This window comes from Micromonospora haikouensis, from assembly GCF_900091595.1.
Lineage (GTDB): Bacteria > Actinomycetota > Actinomycetes > Mycobacteriales > Micromonosporaceae > Micromonospora > Micromonospora haikouensis.
The window spans coordinates 104,693-121,957 of the sequence record NZ_FMCW01000004.1 but is presented as its reverse complement, the minus strand read 5'-3'; the positions used below and the strand labels follow the sequence as shown (position 1 = coordinate 121,957).

Annotated in this window: 25 protein-coding genes; 24 read left to right on the top strand and 1 reads right to left on the bottom strand. The window is 70.8% G+C overall.

Annotation, left to right across the window (positions count from 1 at the left end; all coding sequences use genetic code 11):
- The first annotated feature begins 80 nt into the window (after window positions 1-80).
- The 21 genes from rplN (at window position 81) to truA (ending at window position 12,528) form a co-directional block, all read left to right on the top strand.
- Window positions 81-449 (top strand): 50S ribosomal protein L14, encoded by a 369-nt coding sequence (gene rplN / locus GA0070558_RS05470; protein ID WP_007073026.1) that lies wholly within the window; start codon window positions 81-83, stop codon window positions 447-449.
- Complete coding sequence (gene rplX / locus GA0070558_RS05465; RefSeq protein WP_007073025.1) at window positions 446-766, top strand: 50S ribosomal protein L24; 321 nt, start codon at window positions 446-448, stop codon at window positions 764-766. Before rplN ends, rplX begins: the two co-directional genes overlap by 4 nt.
- Window positions 766-1,335, top strand: coding sequence for a 50S ribosomal protein L5 (gene rplE / locus GA0070558_RS05460; RefSeq protein WP_043965524.1), 570 nt, complete (start codon window positions 766-768; stop codon window positions 1,333-1,335). The genes rplX and rplE overlap by 1 nt, the downstream gene beginning before the upstream one ends.
- Before the next feature lies 1 nt (window position 1,336).
- A complete protein-coding gene (locus GA0070558_RS05455; RefSeq protein ID WP_007073023.1) occupies window positions 1,337-1,522 on the top strand; it encodes a type Z 30S ribosomal protein S14 in 186 nt (61 codons plus the stop codon).
- A 118-nt stretch (window positions 1,523-1,640) separates the two neighbouring features.
- Complete coding sequence (rpsH, locus tag GA0070558_RS05450) at window positions 1,641-2,048, top strand: 30S ribosomal protein S8 (RefSeq protein ID WP_043965527.1); 408 nt, start codon at window positions 1,641-1,643, stop codon at window positions 2,046-2,048.
- 16 nt (window positions 2,049-2,064) lie between these two features.
- Window positions 2,065-2,607 carry a 50S ribosomal protein L6 gene (gene rplF, locus GA0070558_RS05445; protein ID WP_077938299.1) on the top strand — a complete coding sequence of 181 codons (543 nt, stop codon included), beginning with the start codon at window positions 2,065-2,067 and terminating at the stop codon, window positions 2,605-2,607.
- Window positions 2,604-2,993, top strand: a complete 390-nt coding sequence (gene rplR / locus GA0070558_RS05440) for a 50S ribosomal protein L18 (RefSeq protein WP_043965529.1) — start codon at window positions 2,604-2,606, stop codon at window positions 2,991-2,993. Before rplF ends, rplR begins: the two co-directional genes overlap by 4 nt.
- Window positions 2,994-3,026: 33 nt before the next feature.
- Window positions 3,027-3,641, top strand: a complete 615-nt coding sequence (gene rpsE / locus GA0070558_RS05435; protein ID WP_077938300.1) for a 30S ribosomal protein S5 — start codon at window positions 3,027-3,029, stop codon at window positions 3,639-3,641.
- Window positions 3,641-3,823, top strand: a complete 183-nt coding sequence (rpmD, locus tag GA0070558_RS05430) for a 50S ribosomal protein L30 (protein WP_043965530.1) — start codon at window positions 3,641-3,643, stop codon at window positions 3,821-3,823. Before rpsE ends, rpmD begins: the two co-directional genes overlap by 1 nt.
- Entirely contained in the window at window positions 3,823-4,266 is a 444-nt protein-coding gene (rplO, locus tag GA0070558_RS05425; RefSeq protein WP_091276477.1) for a 50S ribosomal protein L15, read from the top strand. The genes rpmD and rplO overlap by 1 nt, the downstream gene beginning before the upstream one ends.
- A 235-nt stretch (window positions 4,267-4,501) precedes the next feature.
- A complete protein-coding gene (secY, locus tag GA0070558_RS05420; protein WP_043965532.1) occupies window positions 4,502-5,830 on the top strand; it encodes a preprotein translocase subunit SecY in 1,329 nt (442 codons plus the stop codon).
- Window positions 5,831-6,484, top strand: coding sequence for an adenylate kinase (locus tag GA0070558_RS05415; RefSeq protein WP_043965534.1), 654 nt, complete (start codon window positions 5,831-5,833; stop codon window positions 6,482-6,484). It begins immediately after the preceding gene.
- A 133-nt stretch (window positions 6,485-6,617) separates the two neighbouring features.
- On the top strand, window positions 6,618-7,469 hold the full coding sequence (map, locus tag GA0070558_RS05410) for a type I methionyl aminopeptidase (RefSeq protein WP_043965536.1): 852 nt from the start codon (window positions 6,618-6,620) through the stop codon (window positions 7,467-7,469).
- 285 nt (window positions 7,470-7,754) lie between these two features.
- Window positions 7,755-7,976 carry a translation initiation factor IF-1 gene (gene infA / locus GA0070558_RS05405; protein WP_007073013.1) on the top strand — a complete coding sequence of 74 codons (222 nt, stop codon included), beginning with the start codon at window positions 7,755-7,757 and terminating at the stop codon, window positions 7,974-7,976.
- 96 nt (window positions 7,977-8,072) lie between these two features.
- Window positions 8,073-8,186 (top strand): 50S ribosomal protein L36, encoded by a 114-nt coding sequence (gene rpmJ / locus GA0070558_RS05400; protein ID WP_043965539.1) that lies wholly within the window; start codon window positions 8,073-8,075, stop codon window positions 8,184-8,186.
- 256 nt (window positions 8,187-8,442) lie between these two features.
- Entirely contained in the window at window positions 8,443-8,823 is a 381-nt protein-coding gene (gene rpsM, locus GA0070558_RS05395) for a 30S ribosomal protein S13 (RefSeq protein ID WP_043965541.1), read from the top strand.
- A gap of 18 nt (window positions 8,824-8,841) precedes the next feature.
- On the top strand, window positions 8,842-9,249 hold the full coding sequence (rpsK, locus tag GA0070558_RS05390) for a 30S ribosomal protein S11 (RefSeq protein WP_007073011.1): 408 nt from the start codon (window positions 8,842-8,844) through the stop codon (window positions 9,247-9,249).
- Between the two features lie 14 nt (window positions 9,250-9,263).
- Window positions 9,264-9,890 (top strand): 30S ribosomal protein S4, encoded by a 627-nt coding sequence (rpsD, locus tag GA0070558_RS05385; protein WP_043965544.1) that lies wholly within the window; start codon window positions 9,264-9,266, stop codon window positions 9,888-9,890.
- A gap of 98 nt (window positions 9,891-9,988) precedes the next feature.
- On the top strand, window positions 9,989-11,011 hold the full coding sequence (locus GA0070558_RS05380) for a DNA-directed RNA polymerase subunit alpha (protein ID WP_007073009.1): 1,023 nt from the start codon (window positions 9,989-9,991) through the stop codon (window positions 11,009-11,011).
- A 34-nt stretch (window positions 11,012-11,045) separates the two neighbouring features.
- Window positions 11,046-11,612 carry a 50S ribosomal protein L17 gene (gene rplQ / locus GA0070558_RS05375; protein ID WP_077938302.1) on the top strand — a complete coding sequence of 189 codons (567 nt, stop codon included), beginning with the start codon at window positions 11,046-11,048 and terminating at the stop codon, window positions 11,610-11,612.
- 70 nt (window positions 11,613-11,682) lie between these two features.
- On the top strand, window positions 11,683-12,528 hold the full coding sequence (gene truA, locus GA0070558_RS05370) for a tRNA pseudouridine(38-40) synthase TruA (protein ID WP_091276473.1): 846 nt from the start codon (window positions 11,683-11,685) through the stop codon (window positions 12,526-12,528).
- 29 nt (window positions 12,529-12,557) lie between these two features.
- Here the strand turns inward: truA and GA0070558_RS05365 are convergent, their stop codons facing one another.
- A complete protein-coding gene (locus GA0070558_RS05365; protein WP_091276469.1) occupies window positions 12,558-13,658 on the bottom strand; it encodes a hypothetical protein in 1,101 nt (366 codons plus the stop codon).
- A 147-nt stretch (window positions 13,659-13,805) separates the two neighbouring features.
- Between GA0070558_RS05365 and GA0070558_RS05360 the strand changes: the two genes are divergently transcribed.
- The 3 genes from GA0070558_RS05360 (at window position 13,806) to GA0070558_RS05350 (ending at window position 17,176) form a co-directional block, all read left to right on the top strand.
- A complete protein-coding gene (locus GA0070558_RS05360) occupies window positions 13,806-14,411 on the top strand; it encodes a class I SAM-dependent methyltransferase (protein WP_091276738.1) in 606 nt (201 codons plus the stop codon).
- Between the two features lie 56 nt (window positions 14,412-14,467).
- Complete coding sequence (locus GA0070558_RS05355; RefSeq protein WP_091276466.1) at window positions 14,468-16,144, top strand: ABC-F family ATP-binding cassette domain-containing protein; 1,677 nt, start codon at window positions 14,468-14,470, stop codon at window positions 16,142-16,144.
- Window positions 16,145-16,231: 87 nt separating this feature from the next.
- Window positions 16,232-17,176, top strand: a complete 945-nt coding sequence (locus GA0070558_RS05350; protein ID WP_091276463.1) for an aldo/keto reductase — start codon at window positions 16,232-16,234, stop codon at window positions 17,174-17,176.
- The last annotated feature ends 89 nt before the right edge of the window (window positions 17,177-17,265 follow it).

The window sequence follows — 17,265 nt, the reverse complement described above, 5'->3', positions numbered from 1 at the left end:
CCGGCGTCAGTCGGGCGCAGGTTCCGCCAGGCTCCGGCCGCGGCAGGCGGCCGGAGAACCGGCAGACATAGGAGATAGACGTGATTCAGCAGGAGTCGCGACTGCGCGTCGCCGACAACACGGGTGCCCGGGAGATCCTGTGCATCCGGGTGCTCGGTGGCTCCGGTCGGCGCTACGCGAGCATCGGCGACGTCATCGTGGCCACGGTCAAGGACGCGATCCCGGGTGCCGGTGTGAAGAAGGGCGACGTCGTCAAGGCCGTCGTCGTCCGCACCGCCAAGGAGAAGCGGCGGCCGGACGGCTCGTACATCCGCTTCGACGAGAACGCCGCCGTCATCATCAAGGACGGTGGGGACCCGCGCGGTACCCGTATCTTCGGCCCGGTGGGTCGGGAGCTGCGGGACAAGCGGTTCATGAAGATCATTTCCCTCGCGCCGGAGGTGTTGTGACCGTGAAGGTCAAGAAGGGCGACACGGTCGTCGTCATCGCCGGCAAGGACAAGGGTGCCAAGGGCAAGGTCATCGCGGCCTACCCGCGGCAGGACAAGGTCCTGGTCGAGGGCGTGAACCGGGTCAAGAAGCACACCCGCATCAGCACCACCCAGCGTGGCGCCAAGACCGGCGGCATCGTCACCCAGGAGGCACCGATCCACGTCTCCAACGTGATGGTCGTGGACTCCGACGGTAACCCGACCCGCGTCGGGTACCGGATCGACGACAACGGCCAGAAGGTCCGCATCGCGCGTAGCACCGGTAAGGACCTGTGATGACCACGGCTACCGAAACCAAGACCATGCCGCGCCTCAAGGAGCGGTACCGCAACGAGATCGTGGCCAAGCTGCAGGAGCAGCACAACTTCGGCAACCCCATGCAGGTGCCGCGGTTGGTCAAGATCGTCGTGAACATGGGTGTCGGCGAGGCCGCCCGGGACGCCAAGCTGATCGACGGCGCCGTGCGGGACCTGGCCACCATCACCGGCCAGAAGCCGCAGGTGCGGCGGGCGACCAAGTCCATCGCGCAGTTCAAGCTCCGCGAGGGCATGCCGATCGGCGCGAAGGTCACCCTCCGCGGCGACCGGATGTGGGAGTTCCTGGACCGCCTGCTCTCCATCGCGCTGCCGCGTATCCGCGACTTCCGCGGGCTGGACGGGCGCAAGCTCGACGGGCACGGCAACTACACGTTCGGCCTGACCGAGCAGTCGGTGTTCCACGAGATCGACCAGGACAAGATCGATCGCCAGCGGGGCATGGACATCACGGTGGTCACGACCGCCACGACCGACGACGAGGGCCGGGCGCTGCTCAAGCTCCTGGGCTTCCCGTTCAAGGAGAACTGAGATGGCCAAGAAGGCGCTGATCCTCAAGGCGGCCGCGAAGCCGAAGTTCTCGGTTCGCGCGTACACCCGCTGCCAGCGGTGCGGGCGTCCCAAGGCGGTCTACCGCAAGTTCGGTCTCTGCCGGGTCTGCATCCGGGAGATGGCCCACCGCGGTGAGCTGCCGGGCGTGTCCAAGGCTTCCTGGTAAGGGCGACCGCGCCCCGGCTGCCGGCCGGGGCCCCCTTGCACCGATCATGTATTGCTCTTCGCCGTAGGCCCGGGGCTGACCGCCCCGGGAACCCCGGCGAGAAAGGCTGACGAAATCCATGACGATGACCGACCCGATCGCAGACATGCTCACGCGTCTGCGTAACGCCAACCAGGCGTACCACGACCGGGTGACGATGCCCTACTCCAAGATCAAGGCGAACATCGCCGAGGTCCTGATGTCCGAGGGCTACATCGCCACCTGGTCGGTCGAGGAGCCCGAGGAGGGCGCCGTCGGCAAGCGACTGGTCGTCGAGCTGAAGTACGGCCAGAACCGCGAGCGGAGCCTGGCCGGCATCAAGCGCGTGTCCAAGCCCGGTCTCCGGGTGTACGCCAAGTCGGACGGGCTCCCGCGGGTGCTCGGCGGGCTGGGCGTGGCGATCATTTCGACGTCCCAGGGGCTGCTCACCGACCGGCAGGCCCGCAAGCGGAGCGTTGGCGGGGAAGTCCTCGCCTTCGTCTGGTAACGGGAGACAGGTAGAAATGTCGCGTATTGGACGTAAGTCGATCCCGGTGCCTGCCGGCGTCGACATCACGATCGACGGCCAGGCCGTCAAGGTCAAGGGCCCGAAGGGCGAGCTCGTGCACGTGCTCGCCGAGCCGATCACCGCGGAGCGGGCCGAGGACGGTCAGCTTCAGGTCAACCGGCCGAACGACGAGCGCAAGGCCAAGGAACTGCACGGCCTGAGCCGGACCCTGATCGCCAACATGATCGTCGGCGTGACCGAGGGCCACCGCAAGAGCCTGGAGATCGCCGGCACCGGTTACCGGGTCACGGCCAAGGGCAAGGACCTGGAGTTCGCGCTCGGGTTCTCGCACCCGGTGCTGGTCCCCGCGCCGGACGGCATCACCTTCACGGTGGAGAAGCCGACCGTCTTCCACGTGGCCGGCATCGACAAGCAGCTCGTCGGTGAGGTCGCCGCCAACATCCGGAAGATCCGCCCGCCGGAGCCCTACAAGGGCAAGGGCGTGAAGTACCAGGGCGAGGTCATCCGCCGCAAGGCCGGAAAGGCAGGTAAGAAGTGAGCGCCACGCTGCTCAAGCGTCGCCGCGGCGTCGCCGCCAAGCGCGCCGTCGGCCGTGCGCGTCGACACTTCCGGGTCCGCAAGAACGTCAGCGGCACCCCCGAGCGTCCCCGCCTGGTCGTCACCCGGTCGCTGCGTCACATCGTCGCGCAGGTCGTCGACGACACCAAGGGCCACACCCTGGCGTCGGCCTCGACCCTCGACGCGTCGGTGCGCGGCACCGAGGGCGACAAGAGCGCCCTGGCCGGCAAGGTCGGCGCTCTGCTTGCCGAGCGGGCCAAGGCCGCCGGCGTCTCGAAGGTCGTCTTCGACCGCGGTGGCAACCGGTACGCGGGGCGGGTCGCCGCGCTTGCCGACGCCGCCCGCGAAGCCGGGCTCGAGTTCTAGAAACCCCGTCACGAGAGATAAGGAAGGCTGCTGATGCCAGGTCAACAGCGCCGTGGCGGCGGGTCCGGTGGCAACGAGGGTGGTCGCCGCGACAACCGCCGTGAGGGCGGCCGCGGAAACGCGCCCGTCGAGAAGACCCCGCACATCGAGCGGGTCGTCGCGATCAACCGCGTCGCCAAGGTCGTGAAGGGTGGTCGTCGCTTCAGCTTCACCGCCCTGGTGATCGTGGGCGACGGCGACGGCACCGTCGGCGTGGGCTACGGAAAGGCCAAGGAGGTGCCCGCGGCGATCGCCAAGGGCGTCGAGGAGGCCAAGAAGCACTTCTTCAAGGTGCCGCGGATCGCTTCCTCGATCCCGCACCCGGTGACGGGTGAGGCCGCCGCCGGTGTGGTGCTGCTCAAGCCGGCCTCCGCCGGTACGGGCGTCATCGCCGGTGGCCCGGTGCGTGCCGTGCTGGAGTGCGCGGGCATCCACGACGTGCTCTCCAAGAGCCTCGGCTCGTCCAACCCGATCAACATCGTGCACGCCACGGTGGCGGCGCTGAAGGGGCTGGAGTCCCCGGAGGCCGTCGCGGCCCGTCGTGGCCTGCCGGTCGAGGACGTCGCGCCGGCCGCGATGCTCGCGTCGCGGGCGGGGGTGGCGTCCTGATGGCTCGCCTGAAGGTCACCCAGCTCCGGTCCGAGATCGGTGCCAAGCGCAACCAGCGTGAGTCGCTGCGTTCGCTCGGCCTGAAGCGGATCAACGACGTGGTGGTCAAGGAGGACCGTCCCGAGATCCGGGGCATGATCTTCGCGGTCAACCACCTCGTGAAGGTCGAGGAGGTCGAGTAATGACGATCAAGGTCCACCACCTGCGCCCGGCACCCGGTGCCAAGACCGCGAAGACCCGCGTGGGTCGCGGTGAGGGCTCCAAGGGCAAGACCGCCGGTCGCGGTACCAAGGGTTCCAAGGCCCGCAAGAACATCTCGGCGGCGTTCGAGGGTGGGCAGATGCCCATCCACATGCGCCTGCCGAAGGTGAAGGGCTTCAAGAACAAGTTCAAGGTGGTCTTCCAGGTGGTCAACCTGGACAAGCTCGCCGAGCTGTTCCCGAACGGCGGTCAGGTCGGCCCGCAGGAGCTGGTCGAGTCCGGCGCGGTCCGCAAGGGTCACCCGGTCAAGGTGCTCGGCACCGGCGACCTGAACGGCGTGTCTCTCCAGGTGTCGGCGCAGGCGTTCAGCGCGTCGGCCAAGGAGAAGATCACCGCCGCCGGTGGCTCGGTCACCGAGCTGTAAGGCAGTGTCTGTGGCGCCCGCTCAGTTCTTCGTGACTGGGCGGGCGCCTCGGTCTACCCCGGGCGTCTCCACCGGGTAATATCGGATTCGATTTATGTAGCCGGGCACACCTGCCCGGACCGGGACGGGGCTGTTAGGCTCCCATCCCAGCTATGGATATCGGGCGCTCGCCCGGCACCCACCCCGATCCGCCAGGGACCACCACCGGCGGCCCGCCTCGCGCAGGAGGAAGAAGTTGCTGTCCGCCTTTCTCAGTGCGTTCCGTACGCCTGACCTGCGCAAGAAGCTGCTGTTCACGGTAGGCATCATTGCCGTCTACCGGCTCGGCGCCACCCTGCCCAGCCCTGGTGTCTCGTACGGCAACGTCCAGAAGTGCCTCGACACCATCGGCAGCGCGAACACCGGGGTGCTGAACCTGCTGGACCTCTTCTCCGGCGGGGCGCTGCTGCAGCTCTCGGTCTTCGCGCTGGGCATCATGCCCTACATCACAGCGTCGATCATCCTGCAGCTGCTCACCGTGGTCATCCCGCGGCTGGAGCAGCTCCGCAAGGAGGGCCAGGCCGGCCAGGCGAAGATCACGCAGTACACCCGATACCTCACGCTCGGCCTGGGCATCCTCCAGTCGTCGGCGTTCGTGGCGTTGGCCCGCTCGGGGCAGCTGTTCAACAACCAGTGCGACCAGTTCCCGATCGTGCCCAAGGGCACCGGCATCCCGGACTGGCTGACGCTGACGATCCTGGTCATGACGATGACCGCCGGCACCGGCGTGGTGATGTGGCTCGGCGAGCTGATCACCGACCGGGGCGTCGGCAACGGCATGTCGGTGCTGATCTTCACCTCGATCGCGGCCCGCCTCCCCAGCGAGGGCTGGCGGATCAAGACCCAGCAGGGCTGGTGGAAGTTCTTCCTGGTGCTGGCTCTGGTCCTGGTGGTCATCACCGCGGTGACGTTCATCGAGCAGGCGCAGCGCCGGATCCCGGTGCAGTACGCCAAGCGGATGATCGGCCGGCGGATGTACGGCGGCACCTCGACCTACATCCCGCTGAAGGTCAACCAGGCGGGTGTCATCCCGGTCATCTTCGGCTCGTCGCTGCTCTACCTGCCGCAGCTGGCGCTCCAGTTCTTCGACCAGACGAACCCGGGCAAGACCCAGGCCTGGATCCAGAACAACGTGGTCGACCCGTCGAGCCCGCTGCACATCGCGATCTACTTCCTGCTGATCATCTTCTTCACGTACTTCTACGTGTCGATCACGTTCAACCCGACCGAGGTCGCGGACAACATGAAGAAGTACGGCGGCTTCGTGCCGGGCATCCGCCCCGGCAAGCCGACCGCCGACTACCTCGACTTCATCCTCAGCCGGATCACCCTGCCGGGCGCGCTCTACCTGGGCATCGTCTCGATCCTGCCGAACTTCTTCTTCATCTGGCTGAACAGCGAGCAGTTCCAGAACTTCCCGTTCGGCGGCACCGCTGTGCTCATCATGGTCGGCGTCGGTCTGGAGACCGTGAAGCAGATCGAGAGCCAACTCATGCAGCGGAACTACGAAGGGTTCCTGCGGTAGATGCGACTCGTTCTGGTTGGCCCGCCGGGTGCGGGCAAGGGCACACAGGCGGAGTTCATCGCCGCTCACCTCTCGGTGCCGAAGATCTCGACCGGTGACATCTTCCGGGCGAACGTCTCGCAGGGCACGCCGTTGGGTGTCGAGGCGAAGCGCTACATGGACGCGGGCAAGCTGGTCCCGGACGAGGTGACCATCAACATGGTCCGGGACCGGCTCGCCGAGCCGGACGCCTCGGAGGGCTTCCTGCTCGACGGCTTCCCGCGCACCACGCCGCAGGCCGCCGCGCTGGACAAGCTCCTCGCCGACCTGGGCACCGCGCTGGACCTGGTGCTGGAGCTGGTCGTCGACGACGACGAGGTGATCCGGCGGCTGTCGGGCCGGCGCACCTGCCGGGGCTGCGGCAAGATCTGGCACGTCGAGTTCGACGCGACCACCCGGGACGGCATCTGCGACCGCTGCGGCGCCGAGCTGTTCCAGCGCGACGACGACAAGCCCGAGACCATCGCCGCCCGGCTGCGCGAGTACGCGGACAAGACCGCGCCGCTGGTCGACTACTACGGCGCCCAGGGCAAGCTGGTGGGCATCGACGCCACCGGCCCGGTGGAGGACGTCACCGTCCGCGCCATCGACGCCCTGCGCTCGTACGGCGGCTGACGAACGGTCGCACCGCGGCTGACGGAAGGTCGTCCGGCGACTGGCGGACGCCGGGGTCCCGGCGGATAGAGTGCGAACAGCGGGGTACGTGCGACGTGCCCCGCTGCTCCGCGCGACGAAAGGTAACGGCCCCATGCGTCGTCCCCAGCTGGACATCCAGCTGAAGACCCCCGACCAGATCGAGAAGATGCGCGCCGCCGGCCTCGTGGTGGCCGAGGCGCTGCGTCGGATGCGGGAGGCGGTGGCCCCCGGGGTCAGCACCGCCGACCTGGACGCGATCGCCGAGTCGACCATCCGGGAGGCGGGGGCGGTCCCGTCGTTCAAGGGCTACCACGGCTTCCCGGCCTCGATCTGCTCGTCGGTCAACGAGCAGGTGGTGCACGCGATCCCGTCGCCCGCCCAGGTGCTCCGCGAGGGCGACCTGATCTCGATCGACTGCGGCGCGGTGCTCGACGGCTGGCACGGCGACGCGGCGATCACGGTCGGCGTGGGGGAGGTCGACCCGGCGCTGCTGAAGATGGCCGCGGTGGCCGAGGACGCGATGTGGGCCGGGATCGCGGCGGCGGCGCGCGGGGCGGCCAACGGTCGCGGCCGGCTCACCGACATCTCGCACGCGGTGGAGAACGCGGTCCGCCGGGGCGGCCGGTACGGCATCGTCGACGGATACGGCGGGCACGGCATCGGCACCGAGATGCACCAGGACCCGCACGTGCTCAACCACGGCCGGCCCGGCAAGGGCCCCCGGCTGGTGCACGGCATGGCGCTGGCCATCGAGCCGATGATCACGATGGGCTCGCCCCGCACGGTCGAGCTGGCCGACGGCTGGACCGTCGTCACCCGGGACGGGTCGATGGCGGTGCACGTCGAGCACTCGATGGCGCTGCTCCCGGACGGGGTCTGGGTGCTGACCGCGTTCGACGGCGGCCGGGGGCGCCTGGGCGATCTGGTCACCGCCCGCCAGCCCGCCGACTCGCCGGCGATCTGATCGCCGGGGCCCCTCCGGCCGGCGAGCAGGGGTGACCCCGGTCACTCCCGACTCGGGTCGGGGCGGGAAGTAATCCGGCCGGGTGACCTGACGGGTGGCCGGTTTGGCGGCGGCGTGCAGGCGGGCGTACACTTTCTGATCGGCGCACAGCGTCCACTCCGGCATGCCCACCCTGCGCTTCGGTGGGGCCGGAGCCGCGGCTGGCGCGGGCACCCGACAAGCGTCGGGGCCCGTGTAAGACGTTGTGGGCCGTCCGGAGTAACCGACGTCAGGACAGCGGAGGACATGCCGAAAAAAGACGGAGCCATCGAGATCGAGGGTCGGGTCATCGAGCCCCTGCCGAACGCCATGTTCCGGGTGGAGCTCGCGAACGGTCACAAGGTGCTGGCTCACATCAGTGGCAAGATGCGGCAGCACTACATCCGCATCCTGCCGGAGGACCGCGTCGTCGTCGAACTCTCGCCGTACGACCTGACCCGCGGGCGCATCGTCTACCGCTACAAGTAAGCGACCTGACGACGGCCGGGTAGTCCCCGTGTCCGTCCTCGACGTCCGGCGTCGCGCGTCGTCGCGCCTCCGGGCCAGATGGGAAGTAAGGCAACCGTGAAGGTCAAGCCGAGCGTCAAGAGGATCTGCAACAAGTGCCGGGTCATCCGCCGGCACGGCCGGGTCATGGTCATCTGCAGCGACCCGCGCCACAAGCAGCGCCAGGGCTGATCCAGCCCGACCGACCGTGAATCCACGGCCGGTCGGTCCGGTCCCGGCGTCGCAGATCCAGCCAACACATCATCAGCTCGTCCCAGCCGCGAGCGGTGCGCATCGCGTACCCCTGCGTGGTTGACCCCCGGTCGGAGGCCGGGGCCCGCTCGGGCAGCGGTCGTTCCTCCCGGCGCCACGGCGCCGGTCGGACGACCGGAGCGGGGTGGGGCGGGTGCAGACCTCCGCCAGGAAACCACAAGGAGTACGCCCGCACATGGCTCGTCTAGTCGGCGTGGACCTCCCCCGCGAGAAGCGGATGGAGATCGCGCTCACCTACATCTTCGGGGTCGGCCGCACCCGTGCCCTGGAGACGCTCGCCGCGACCGGTATCTCTCCGGACAAGCGCGCTCGGGACCTCACGGACGAGGAGCTGGTCCAGCTCCGCGACCACATCGAGGGCAACTACAAGGTTGAAGGCGACCTGCGCCGCGAGGTCGCCGCTGACATCCGCCGCAAGGTCGAGATCGGCTGCTACGCCGGTATCCGCCACCGCCGTGGTCTGCCGGTGCGTGGCCAGCGGACGCGGACCAACGCCCGCACCCGCAAGGGCCCGAAGCGGACCGTCGCCGGCAAGAAGAAGCCCGGCAAGAAGTAATTAGGAGCGCACAGACTTATGCCACCGAAGGCTCGTGCCGGAGCCGCCGTCAAGAAGGTCCGGCGCAAGGAACGCAAGAACGTCGCCCACGGGCAGGCGCACATCAAGAGCACCTTCAACAACACCATCGTGTCCATCACGGACCCGACCGGTGCGGTCATCTCCTGGGCCTCGGCCGGCCAGGTGGGCTTCAAGGGCTCCCGCAAGTCGACCCCGTTCGCCGCTCAGCTGGCCGCCGAGGCCGCCGCGCGTCGGGCGATGGAGCACGGCATGCGCAAGGTCGACGTGTTCGTCAAGGGCCCCGGCTCCGGCCGGGAGACCGCCATCCGTTCGCTGCAGGCCGTCGGGCTGGAGGTCGGTCAGATCTCCGACGTGACCCCGCAGCCGCACAACGGGTGCCGTCCGCCGAAGCGTCGCCGGGTCTGAGAGGTTAGAGAGAGATGGCTCGTTACACCGGTGCTGACTGCCGCCGTTGCCGGCGGGAGAAGATGAAGCTGTTCCTCAAGGGCAGCAAGTGCGATGGCCCGAAGTGCCCGTTCGAGTCCCGGCCGTTCCCGCCCGGGCAGCACGGCCGCGGCCGCACGAAGGAGACGGAGTACCTGCTCCAGCTCCGTGAGAAGCAGAAGGCCCGCCGCGTGTACGGCGTGCTGGAGAAGCAGTTCCGCGGTTACTACGAGGAGGCCGTGGCCAAGCAGGCCAAGACCGGTGAGGTCCTCCTGCAGATCCTCGAGTCGCGGCTGGACAACGTGGTCTACCGGGCCGGCTACGCCAAGTCCCGGGACATGGCCCGCCAGCTGGTCAAGCACGGTCACTTCACGGTGAACGGCAAGAAGGTCGACATCCCGTCGTACCGCGTCAAGGAGCACGACATCATCGAGGTCCGGGGCAAGAGCAAGGAGCTCACCCCGTTCATCGTGGCGCAGGCCGAGGCCGGCTCCAAGACGGTTCCGGCGTGGCTGGAGGCCATCCCGAGCCAGATGAAGGTGCTCGTGCACTCGCTCCCGGCCCGCCAGGTGATCGACACCCAGGTCCAGGAGCAGCTGATCGTCGAGCTCTACTCCAAGTAGTCGGGCTCGTTGCGGTGGTCCGCCCTGCGGGGCGGGCCACCGGAACGGTTTGTGTCGCGGACGTCAAATAGCGGGCGTCCCGGAAGAGAAGAGAAGACATGCTCATCAGCCAGCGACCGTCTCTGTCCGAAGAGTCGATCAACGAGACCCGCTCCCGGTTCACCATCGAGCCGCTGGAGCCGGGCTTCGGGTACACCCTGGGCAACTCGCTGCGGCGCACGCTGCTGTCGTCGATCCCGGGTGCGGCGGTCACCTCCATCAAGATCGACGGCGTGCTGCACGAGTTCACCACGATCCCCGGTGTCAAGGAGGACGTGGTCGAGCTCGTCATGAACATCAAGGAGCTGTGCGTCAGCTCCGAGCACGACGAGCCGGTCAGCATGTACCTGCGCAAGCAGGGCCCGGGCGACGTGACGGCGGGCGACATCCAGCCCCCGGCCGGCGTCTCGGTGCACAACCCGGACCTGAAGCTCGCCACCCTCAACGGCAAGGGCCGGCTCGACATGGAGCTGACCGTCGAGCGGGGTCGTGGCTACGTGACGGCGGCGCAGAACAAGCAGGCCGGCGCCGAGATCGGCCGGATCCCGGTCGACTCGATCTACTCGCCGGTGCTGAAGGTGACGTACCGCGTCGAGGCGACCCGGGTCGAGCAGCGGACCGACTTCGACCGGCTGATCATCGACGTCGAGACCAAGCCGTCGATGGGCCCGCGCACCGCGCTGGCCTCCGCCGGTTCGACGCTGGTGGAGCTCTTCGGGCTGGCCCGGGAGCTGGACGAGACCGCCGAGGGCATCGACATCGGGCCGTCCCCGCAGGACGCCCAGCTGGCGGCGGACCTGGCCCTGCCGATCGAGGAGCTGGACCTGACCGTCCGCTCCTACAACTGCCTCAAGCGCGAGGGCATCAACTCCGTCGGTGAGCTGATCGGGCGCACCGAGGCCGACCTCCTCGACATCCGCAACTTCGGCCAGAAGTCGATCGACGAGGTCAAGATGAAGCTGGCCGGGATGGGTCTGGGGCTGAAGGACTCGGCCCCGAACTTCGACCCGGCGCACGTCGTGGACGCCTTCGGTGAGGCCGACTACGACACCGACGACTACCGCGAGACCGAGCAGCTCTAGTCCCCGCTGCCGCCACACCTGAGGAGCACCAAGCATGCCCACGCCCACCAAGGGCCCCCGCCTCGGCGGCAGCCCCGCGCACGAGCGGCTGATGCTGGCCAACCTGGCCACCGCGCTGTTCCAGCACGGCAAGATCAAGACCACCGAGACGAAGGCCCGGCGGCTGCGTCCGCTGGCCGAGCAGCTCATCACCAAGGCCAAGCGGGGCGACCTCGCCTCCCGTCGGCGGGTGCTGGGCGTCGTCAAGGACAAGGACGTGGTCTACTCCCTGTTCGACCAGATCGCGCCCCGGTACGCGAACCGTCCGGGTGGCTACACCCGGATCGTGAAGACCGGTCCGCGCAAGGGCGACAACGCTCCGATGGCGATCATCGAGCTGGTCGAGGAGCTTCAGGTCGCCGAGCCGAAGGCGAACAAGAAGACCGCGACCCGCAAGGCCGCGCAGCAGGACAAGGTCGAGGCGCTCGCCCCGGCCGAGGAGACCCCCGCGTCGGCCGAGGCCGACCAGGACTCCGAGGCGCCGGTGTCGGCGTCCGGTGACACCGCCGCCGCCCGCGAGGACAGCGACGAGGCCGCCGAGGGCACCGAGAACAAGGCCTGAGCAACGGCAGCACCGTCGGGCCCGGCATCCCTTCCTGGGGTGCCGGGCCCGACCCGTGAGGAGGTACGAGGTGGACGATCGGGTCCGGCTGCGGCTGGCGGTCGCGTACGACGGGACCGGTTTCTCCGGTTGGGCGGCCCAGCCGACCCGGCGGACGGTGGCCGGCGTGCTCGCCGAGACCCTGGACCTGGTCCTCGGCGCGGGCGTGGCGACGGGGCTGACCGTGGCCGGGCGGACCGACGCCGGGGTGCACGCGACCGGCCAGGTCTGCCACCTCGACCTGCCGGCCGCCGTGTGGGCCGAGCACGAGGGGCGGCTGCTGCGCCGGCTGGCCCGGCTGCTCCCTACCGACGTGCGGGTGCGGGCGATGACCGAGGTGCCAGCGGACTTCGACGCCCGGTTCTCGGCGACCTTCCGGCGCTACGAGTACCGGGTGACCGACGCGCCCTTCGGCGCCGAGCCGCTGCGCCGGCACGAGGTGCTGGCCTGGCCGAGGCCGCTCGACCTCGACCTGCTCAACGCCGCGGCGGCGGGGCTGGTGGGGGAGCACGACTTCGCCGCGTACTGCCGGCGTAAGGAGCACGCCACCACCCTGCGCGAGGTGACCCGGCTGGACTGGCGGCGCGACCCCGACGGCCTGCTGGTCGCCACCGTCCAGGCCGACGCGTTCTGTCAGGCGATGGTGCGCAGCCTGGTCGGGGCGATGCTGGTGGCGGGGGACGGGCGGCGTCCGGTGCAGTGGCCGGGCGGCCTGTTGACCCGGCGGGAGCGGTCCAGCGAGGTGACGGTGGCCCCGGCGCACGGGCTCACGCTGGTCGCCGTCGGCTATCCCGACGACCCCGCCGAGTACGCCCGCCGCGCCGAGGCGACCCGCCGGCTCCGCGTGCCCACGGGCGGGCTCGCCGTCGAGGGCTGAGAGCCGCCCCGGCCGTTCCCGCCGTCGCCTCAGTCGTTCTCGCTGTCGCTGTCGCTGTCGCTGTCGCTGTCGCTGTCGTCCTCGTCGCTGCCGCTCGGGGTGGTCGTCGGCTGGCCGGCGCTGCCGCCGGTGGCCCGGCGCTCCAGCACCCCCTTGGTGAGGTGCGTCTCGATCAGGTCGAAGAGGATCTCGCGTACCGCCGGGTCGGCGGCCTTGACCGGTTCACCGTCGGCGCGGACCACGAGGCAGTACGCGAGGTAGTGGCCGCGTACCTGCCAGCCGACCCGGGCGGGGGCCTCGGTCAGCGCCTCGGTGTCGTCCCCGGCCGGCAGGCCGCGGAACCGGCCCTCCCGCTCGTCGAGCAGTTGCCGCAGCCGGTCCCGGACGCGCTGGGCGGTGGCCTTGTCGGTCAGGTTGAACAGCCCGGCGGTGAGCAGGTGGTCCCCGTCGGGGGAGCGCAGGCTCGCCCGGACCACCTGGTTGCAGCCGAGCGTGGCGAGCAGGTCCGCCACCTCGCCGCTGGCGGCGACCGCGCAGCTGCCGCTGGACTGGGTCTTGAGCACCTCGTACGGGTCCGCGCCGTCGCCGACCGTGACCTGCCGGCTGGGGAAGACCTCCTTGACCGTGAGGGGAGCGGAGTCGGTGTCCCGCGAGTCGATGTCCTGCCGTTCGGTCTGGGACGGCGACGGGGCGGCGGCGGCCGGCGGGCTCGGCGCGACCTGGGGGTCGGTGGCCCGGTTGGCCAGCAGCGCGGCGCCGCCGAGGCCGCAGAGGGCGAACAGCGCCAGAACCGCCGCCCCGCCGAACACCACCTGCCAGAGCCGGGCGCCGTGGCGGCCGGTGTCCCGGGCGCGCCGGGACCGGGGCAGGTGCAGCGGTTGCGTGGTGGCGTACCCGCCGGCCGGCGGGGCGGGGCGGGGCGCGGCCGGCGGCGGTGCGAAGGCCGACGCCGGGGGCGGGGCGGCCGCGGGCAGCGCGATCCGGCTGGTCCGGGGCAGTGACGGCGTCGGGAAGCGGGACGGCGCGGGCCCGGTACGGGCGGGCGGGCGGTTCCAGGCCACCGACAGGTCCGACCCCGGCCCGGGGTGCCCCTCGAAAGCGTCCTCATCGGACTCGTACCGATACACCATGCGACCCAGAGTAGGGGCTATTGTCCCTTTAGGGGGTAATACCCGGAAACTGCGGCGGGTCCGTCGGGCCGCCCCGGGGGCACGCGGCCGGGCCGCCGCCCCGGACCCCGCCCGGCGGGCGGCGACGCCAGTGCGAGAATGCCGGGCGTGACCGGCGACCACTACTTCTCCGCTGAACCCGGAACCGCCGCCCGCCCCCGGGAGGTCGAGTTCACCGTCGCCGGGCGCGACTACACGCTGACCTCGGCCGGCGGCGTCTTCTCCGCCGACCGCCTCGACGCCGGCACCGCCGTGCTGCTGCGCAAGGCCGACCTGCCGGCCCCCGACGCCGCCGGGAACCTGCTGGACCTGGGCTGCGGCTTCGGCCCGATCGCCTGCGTGCTGGCCGGCAGCGCCCCGGCCGCCACCGTCTGGGCCGTCGACGTCAACGAGCGGGCCCGGGCGCTCACCGCCGCCAACGCCGAGCGGGTCGGCGCGGCCGACCGGGTCCGGGTCGCCGCCCCCGACGCCGTGCCGGACGACGTGACGTTCGCCCAGCTCTGGTCCAACCCGCCCATCCGGATCGGCAAGGAGGGCCTGCACGAGCTGCTGCTGCGCTGGCTGCCCCGGCTCGCCCCCGACGGCGTGGCCTGGCTGGTGGTCGCCCGCCACCTCGGCGGCGACTCGCTGCACCGCTGGCTGACCGAGCAGGGCTGGCAGGTGGGCCGGCACGCCAGCCAGAAGGGCTACCGGGTGCTGCGGGTCACCCGCTGACCTGCGCACCGGTAATCGGCTGTCGCCGGGCCGGCCCGCTCAGGCAGGATGCCCGCGTGGGATACGTGGACGTGGCAGCCGTGGGGCACATCCTCCCCGACGGCCGGGAGCTCTTCACCGACGTGTCGTTCCGGGTCGGCGAGGGCGCCAAGGTGGCCCTGGTCGGGCCGAACGGCGCGGGCAAGACGACGCTGCTGCGGATGGTCGCCGGCGATCTGCCCGTGCGCAGCGGCGGGATCGCCCGCTCCGGCGGGCTCGGCGTGATGCGCCAGTTCATCGGCATGATCGGCGACGACTCCACCCTCGCCGACCTGGCCCTGTCGCTCGCCCCGCCGGCGTTGCGCGACGCCGGCCGCCGGCTCACCGAGACCGAGGCGGCCATGCGGGCGGCCGAGCTGCGCGGCAAGTTCGGCAACGCCGCCGCCAAGGCCCAGCTCGCGTACGCGGACGCGCTCGCCGCCTGGGGCGAGGCCGGCGGGTACGACGCCGAGGTCGTCTTCGACACCGTCGCGACGATCGTCCTCGACATGCCCTGGGACGCGGCCCGGGAGCGTCCGGTGCGTACCCTCTCCGGCGGCCAGCAGAAGCGGTTCGCCCTCGAACTGCTGCTGCGCGGCCCCGACGAGGTGCTGCTGCTCGACGAGCCGGACAACTTCCTCGACGTGCCCGGCAAGCGGTGGCTGGAGGACCGGCTGCGCGAGTCGGCCAAGTCGGTGCTCTACGTCTCGCACGACCGGGAGCTGCTGGCCCGCACCGCAGACCGGGTCGTCGCCGTCGAGGGCGGCAGCGCCTGGGTCCACCCGGGCGGCTTCGCGAGCTGGCACGAGGCGCGGGTGGCCCGGCACGCCCGCCTCGACGAGCTGCGCCGCCGCTGGGACGAGGAGCACCAGAAGCTGCGCGAGCTGATGCTGATGTACAAGCAGAAGGCCGCGTACAACGACGGGTTGGCGTCGCGGTACCAGGCCGCGCAGACCCGGCTGCGCAAGTTCGAGGAGGCCGGGCCGCCGCCCGTACCGCCGAAGGACCAGGACATCCGGATGCGCCTGACCGGCGGGCGGACCGGCAAGCGCGCGGTGATCGCCGAGCAGCTGGAGCTGGACGGCCTGACCTACCCGTTCGACCTGGAGATCTGGTTCGGCGACCGGGTCGCGGTGCTCGGGGCCAACGGCACCGGCAAGTCGCACTTCCTGCGGCTGCTGGCCCGGGGCGGCACCGACCCGGACCCGGCCAACGGCCCGGTCGACGGGGCCGCCGCGCTGGCCCCGGTGGTGCACGACGGGGTGGTCCGGCTCGGCGCGCGGGTCCGGCCCGGCCACTTCTCGCAGACCCACGACCGGCCCGAGCTGATGCAGAAGACCCTGGTCGAGGTGCTGTGGCGCGGCGACGACCACCGGGCCGGGATGGACCGGCACGCGGCGATGGCCGCGCTGAGCCGGTACGAGCTGGCCGGGCAGGGCGACCAACGCTTCGGCACCCTCTCCGGCGGCCAGCAGGCCCGGTTCCTGGTGCTGCTGCTTGAGCTGTCCGGGGCGACGCTGCTGCTGCTCGACGAGCCGACCGACAACCTGGACCTGGCCAGCGCGGAGGCGCTGGAGGCCGGCCTGGCGGCGTTCGCGGGCACGGTGATCGCGGTGACCCACGACCGCTGGTTCACCCGCTCCTTCGACCGCTTCGTGTTGTTCGGCAAGGACGGCGAGGTCACTGAGACCCCCGACCCGGTCTGGGACGTGTGAGGGGTAAGGAAGGGCCCCCTGTTAACGCACAACGGTGTAGAAGGGGCCCTTCCTTGCACCTGGCATAGGGTTGGGCGCGTGACTGAGATGACGTACCGCCGGCTGGGCGACTCCGGGCTCGTGGTGTCCGTGGTCGGCATCGGCTGCAACAACTTCGGCCGCAAACTCGACCTCGACGGCACCCGGGCGGTGGTCGACGCGGCGCTCGACGCCGGCATCACCCTGTTCGACACCGCCGACATCTACGGCGAGCCGCAGGGCGCCTCCGAGGAGCTGCTCGGTCAGGCGCTCAAGGGCCGCCGCGACGAGGTGGTGCTGGCCACCAAGTTCGGCATGGACATGCACGGGGCCAACGGGGCGGACTTCGGCGCCCGGGGCTCCCGGCGCTACATCGCCCGCGCGGTCGAGGCGTCGCTGCGGCGGCTCGGCACCGACCACATCGACCTGTACCAGATGCACGAGCCCGACCCGGGCACCCCGATCGACGAGACGCTTGCCGCCCTCGACGACCTGGTGCGCGCCGGCAAGGTGCGCTACCTGGGCAACTCCAACTTCGCCGGCTGGCAGATCGCCGACGCCGACTGGGTCGCCTCGTCCAACGGGCACACCCGGTTCGTCAGCGCGCAGAACCACTACTCGCTGCTGGAGCGGGGCGTCGAGGCCGAGGTCATCCCCGCCTGCGAGCGCTTCGGCCTCGGCATGCTGCCGTTCTTCCCGCTGGCGAACGGCCTGCTCACCGGCAAGTACCAGCGCGGGGAGGCCGCCCCGGCCGGCAGCCGGCTCTCCGGCGGCGGCCGGTACGCCGAGCGCCTCGCCGCGGCCCGCTGGGACACCATCGAGGCGATCGGGGCGTACGCCGCCGAGCGAGGGCTCACCATGCTGCAGGTGGCCATCGGCGGGCTGGCCGCCCGGCCCGCGGTGACCTCGGTCATCGCCGGGGCCACCACCCCGGAGCAGGTGCGCGCCAACGCCGGCGCCGGCGGGTGGCAGCCCGACGACGACGACCTGGCCGCGCTCGACGCCATCCTCTGAGCCGGTCGACGGGACGGGGCCGGCCGACGAGGGACAGGGCCGACCGGCAGGGCCGAAACGAAAGGGACGCCGGGGCGACTCGCCCCCGG

Coding starts and splice junctions, on each gene's coding strand:
- rpsE (WP_077938300.1), top strand. CDS start 3,027: ATGCCAGGTCAACAGCGCCGTGGCGGCGGGTCCGGTGGCAACGAGGGT.
- rpmD (WP_043965530.1), top strand. CDS start 3,641: ATGGCTCGCCTGAAGGTCACCCAGCTCCGGTCCGAGATCGGTGCCAAG.
- GA0070558_RS05415 (WP_043965534.1), top strand. CDS start 5,831: ATGCGACTCGTTCTGGTTGGCCCGCCGGGTGCGGGCAAGGGCACACAG.
- GA0070558_RS05365 (WP_091276469.1), bottom strand. CDS start 13,658: ATGGTGTATCGGTACGAGTCCGATGAGGACGCTTTCGAGGGGCACCCC.
- GA0070558_RS05350 (WP_091276463.1), top strand. CDS start 16,232: ATGACGTACCGCCGGCTGGGCGACTCCGGGCTCGTGGTGTCCGTGGTC.
- GA0070558_RS05455 (WP_007073023.1), top strand. CDS start 1,337: ATGGCCAAGAAGGCGCTGATCCTCAAGGCGGCCGCGAAGCCGAAGTTC.
- rplE (WP_043965524.1), top strand. CDS start 766: ATGACCACGGCTACCGAAACCAAGACCATGCCGCGCCTCAAGGAGCGG.
- rplF (WP_077938299.1), top strand. CDS start 2,065: ATGTCGCGTATTGGACGTAAGTCGATCCCGGTGCCTGCCGGCGTCGAC.
- rpsM (WP_043965541.1), top strand. CDS start 8,443: ATGGCTCGTCTAGTCGGCGTGGACCTCCCCCGCGAGAAGCGGATGGAG.
- infA (WP_007073013.1), top strand. CDS start 7,755: ATGCCGAAAAAAGACGGAGCCATCGAGATCGAGGGTCGGGTCATCGAG.
- rpsH (WP_043965527.1), top strand. CDS start 1,641: ATGACGATGACCGACCCGATCGCAGACATGCTCACGCGTCTGCGTAAC.
- GA0070558_RS05380 (WP_007073009.1), top strand. CDS start 9,989: ATGCTCATCAGCCAGCGACCGTCTCTGTCCGAAGAGTCGATCAACGAG.
- rpsK (WP_007073011.1), top strand. CDS start 8,842: ATGCCACCGAAGGCTCGTGCCGGAGCCGCCGTCAAGAAGGTCCGGCGC.
- rplQ (WP_077938302.1), top strand. CDS start 11,046: ATGCCCACGCCCACCAAGGGCCCCCGCCTCGGCGGCAGCCCCGCGCAC.
- rpsD (WP_043965544.1), top strand. CDS start 9,264: ATGGCTCGTTACACCGGTGCTGACTGCCGCCGTTGCCGGCGGGAGAAG.
- map (WP_043965536.1), top strand. CDS start 6,618: ATGCGTCGTCCCCAGCTGGACATCCAGCTGAAGACCCCCGACCAGATC.
- rplO (WP_091276477.1), top strand. CDS start 3,823: ATGACGATCAAGGTCCACCACCTGCGCCCGGCACCCGGTGCCAAGACC.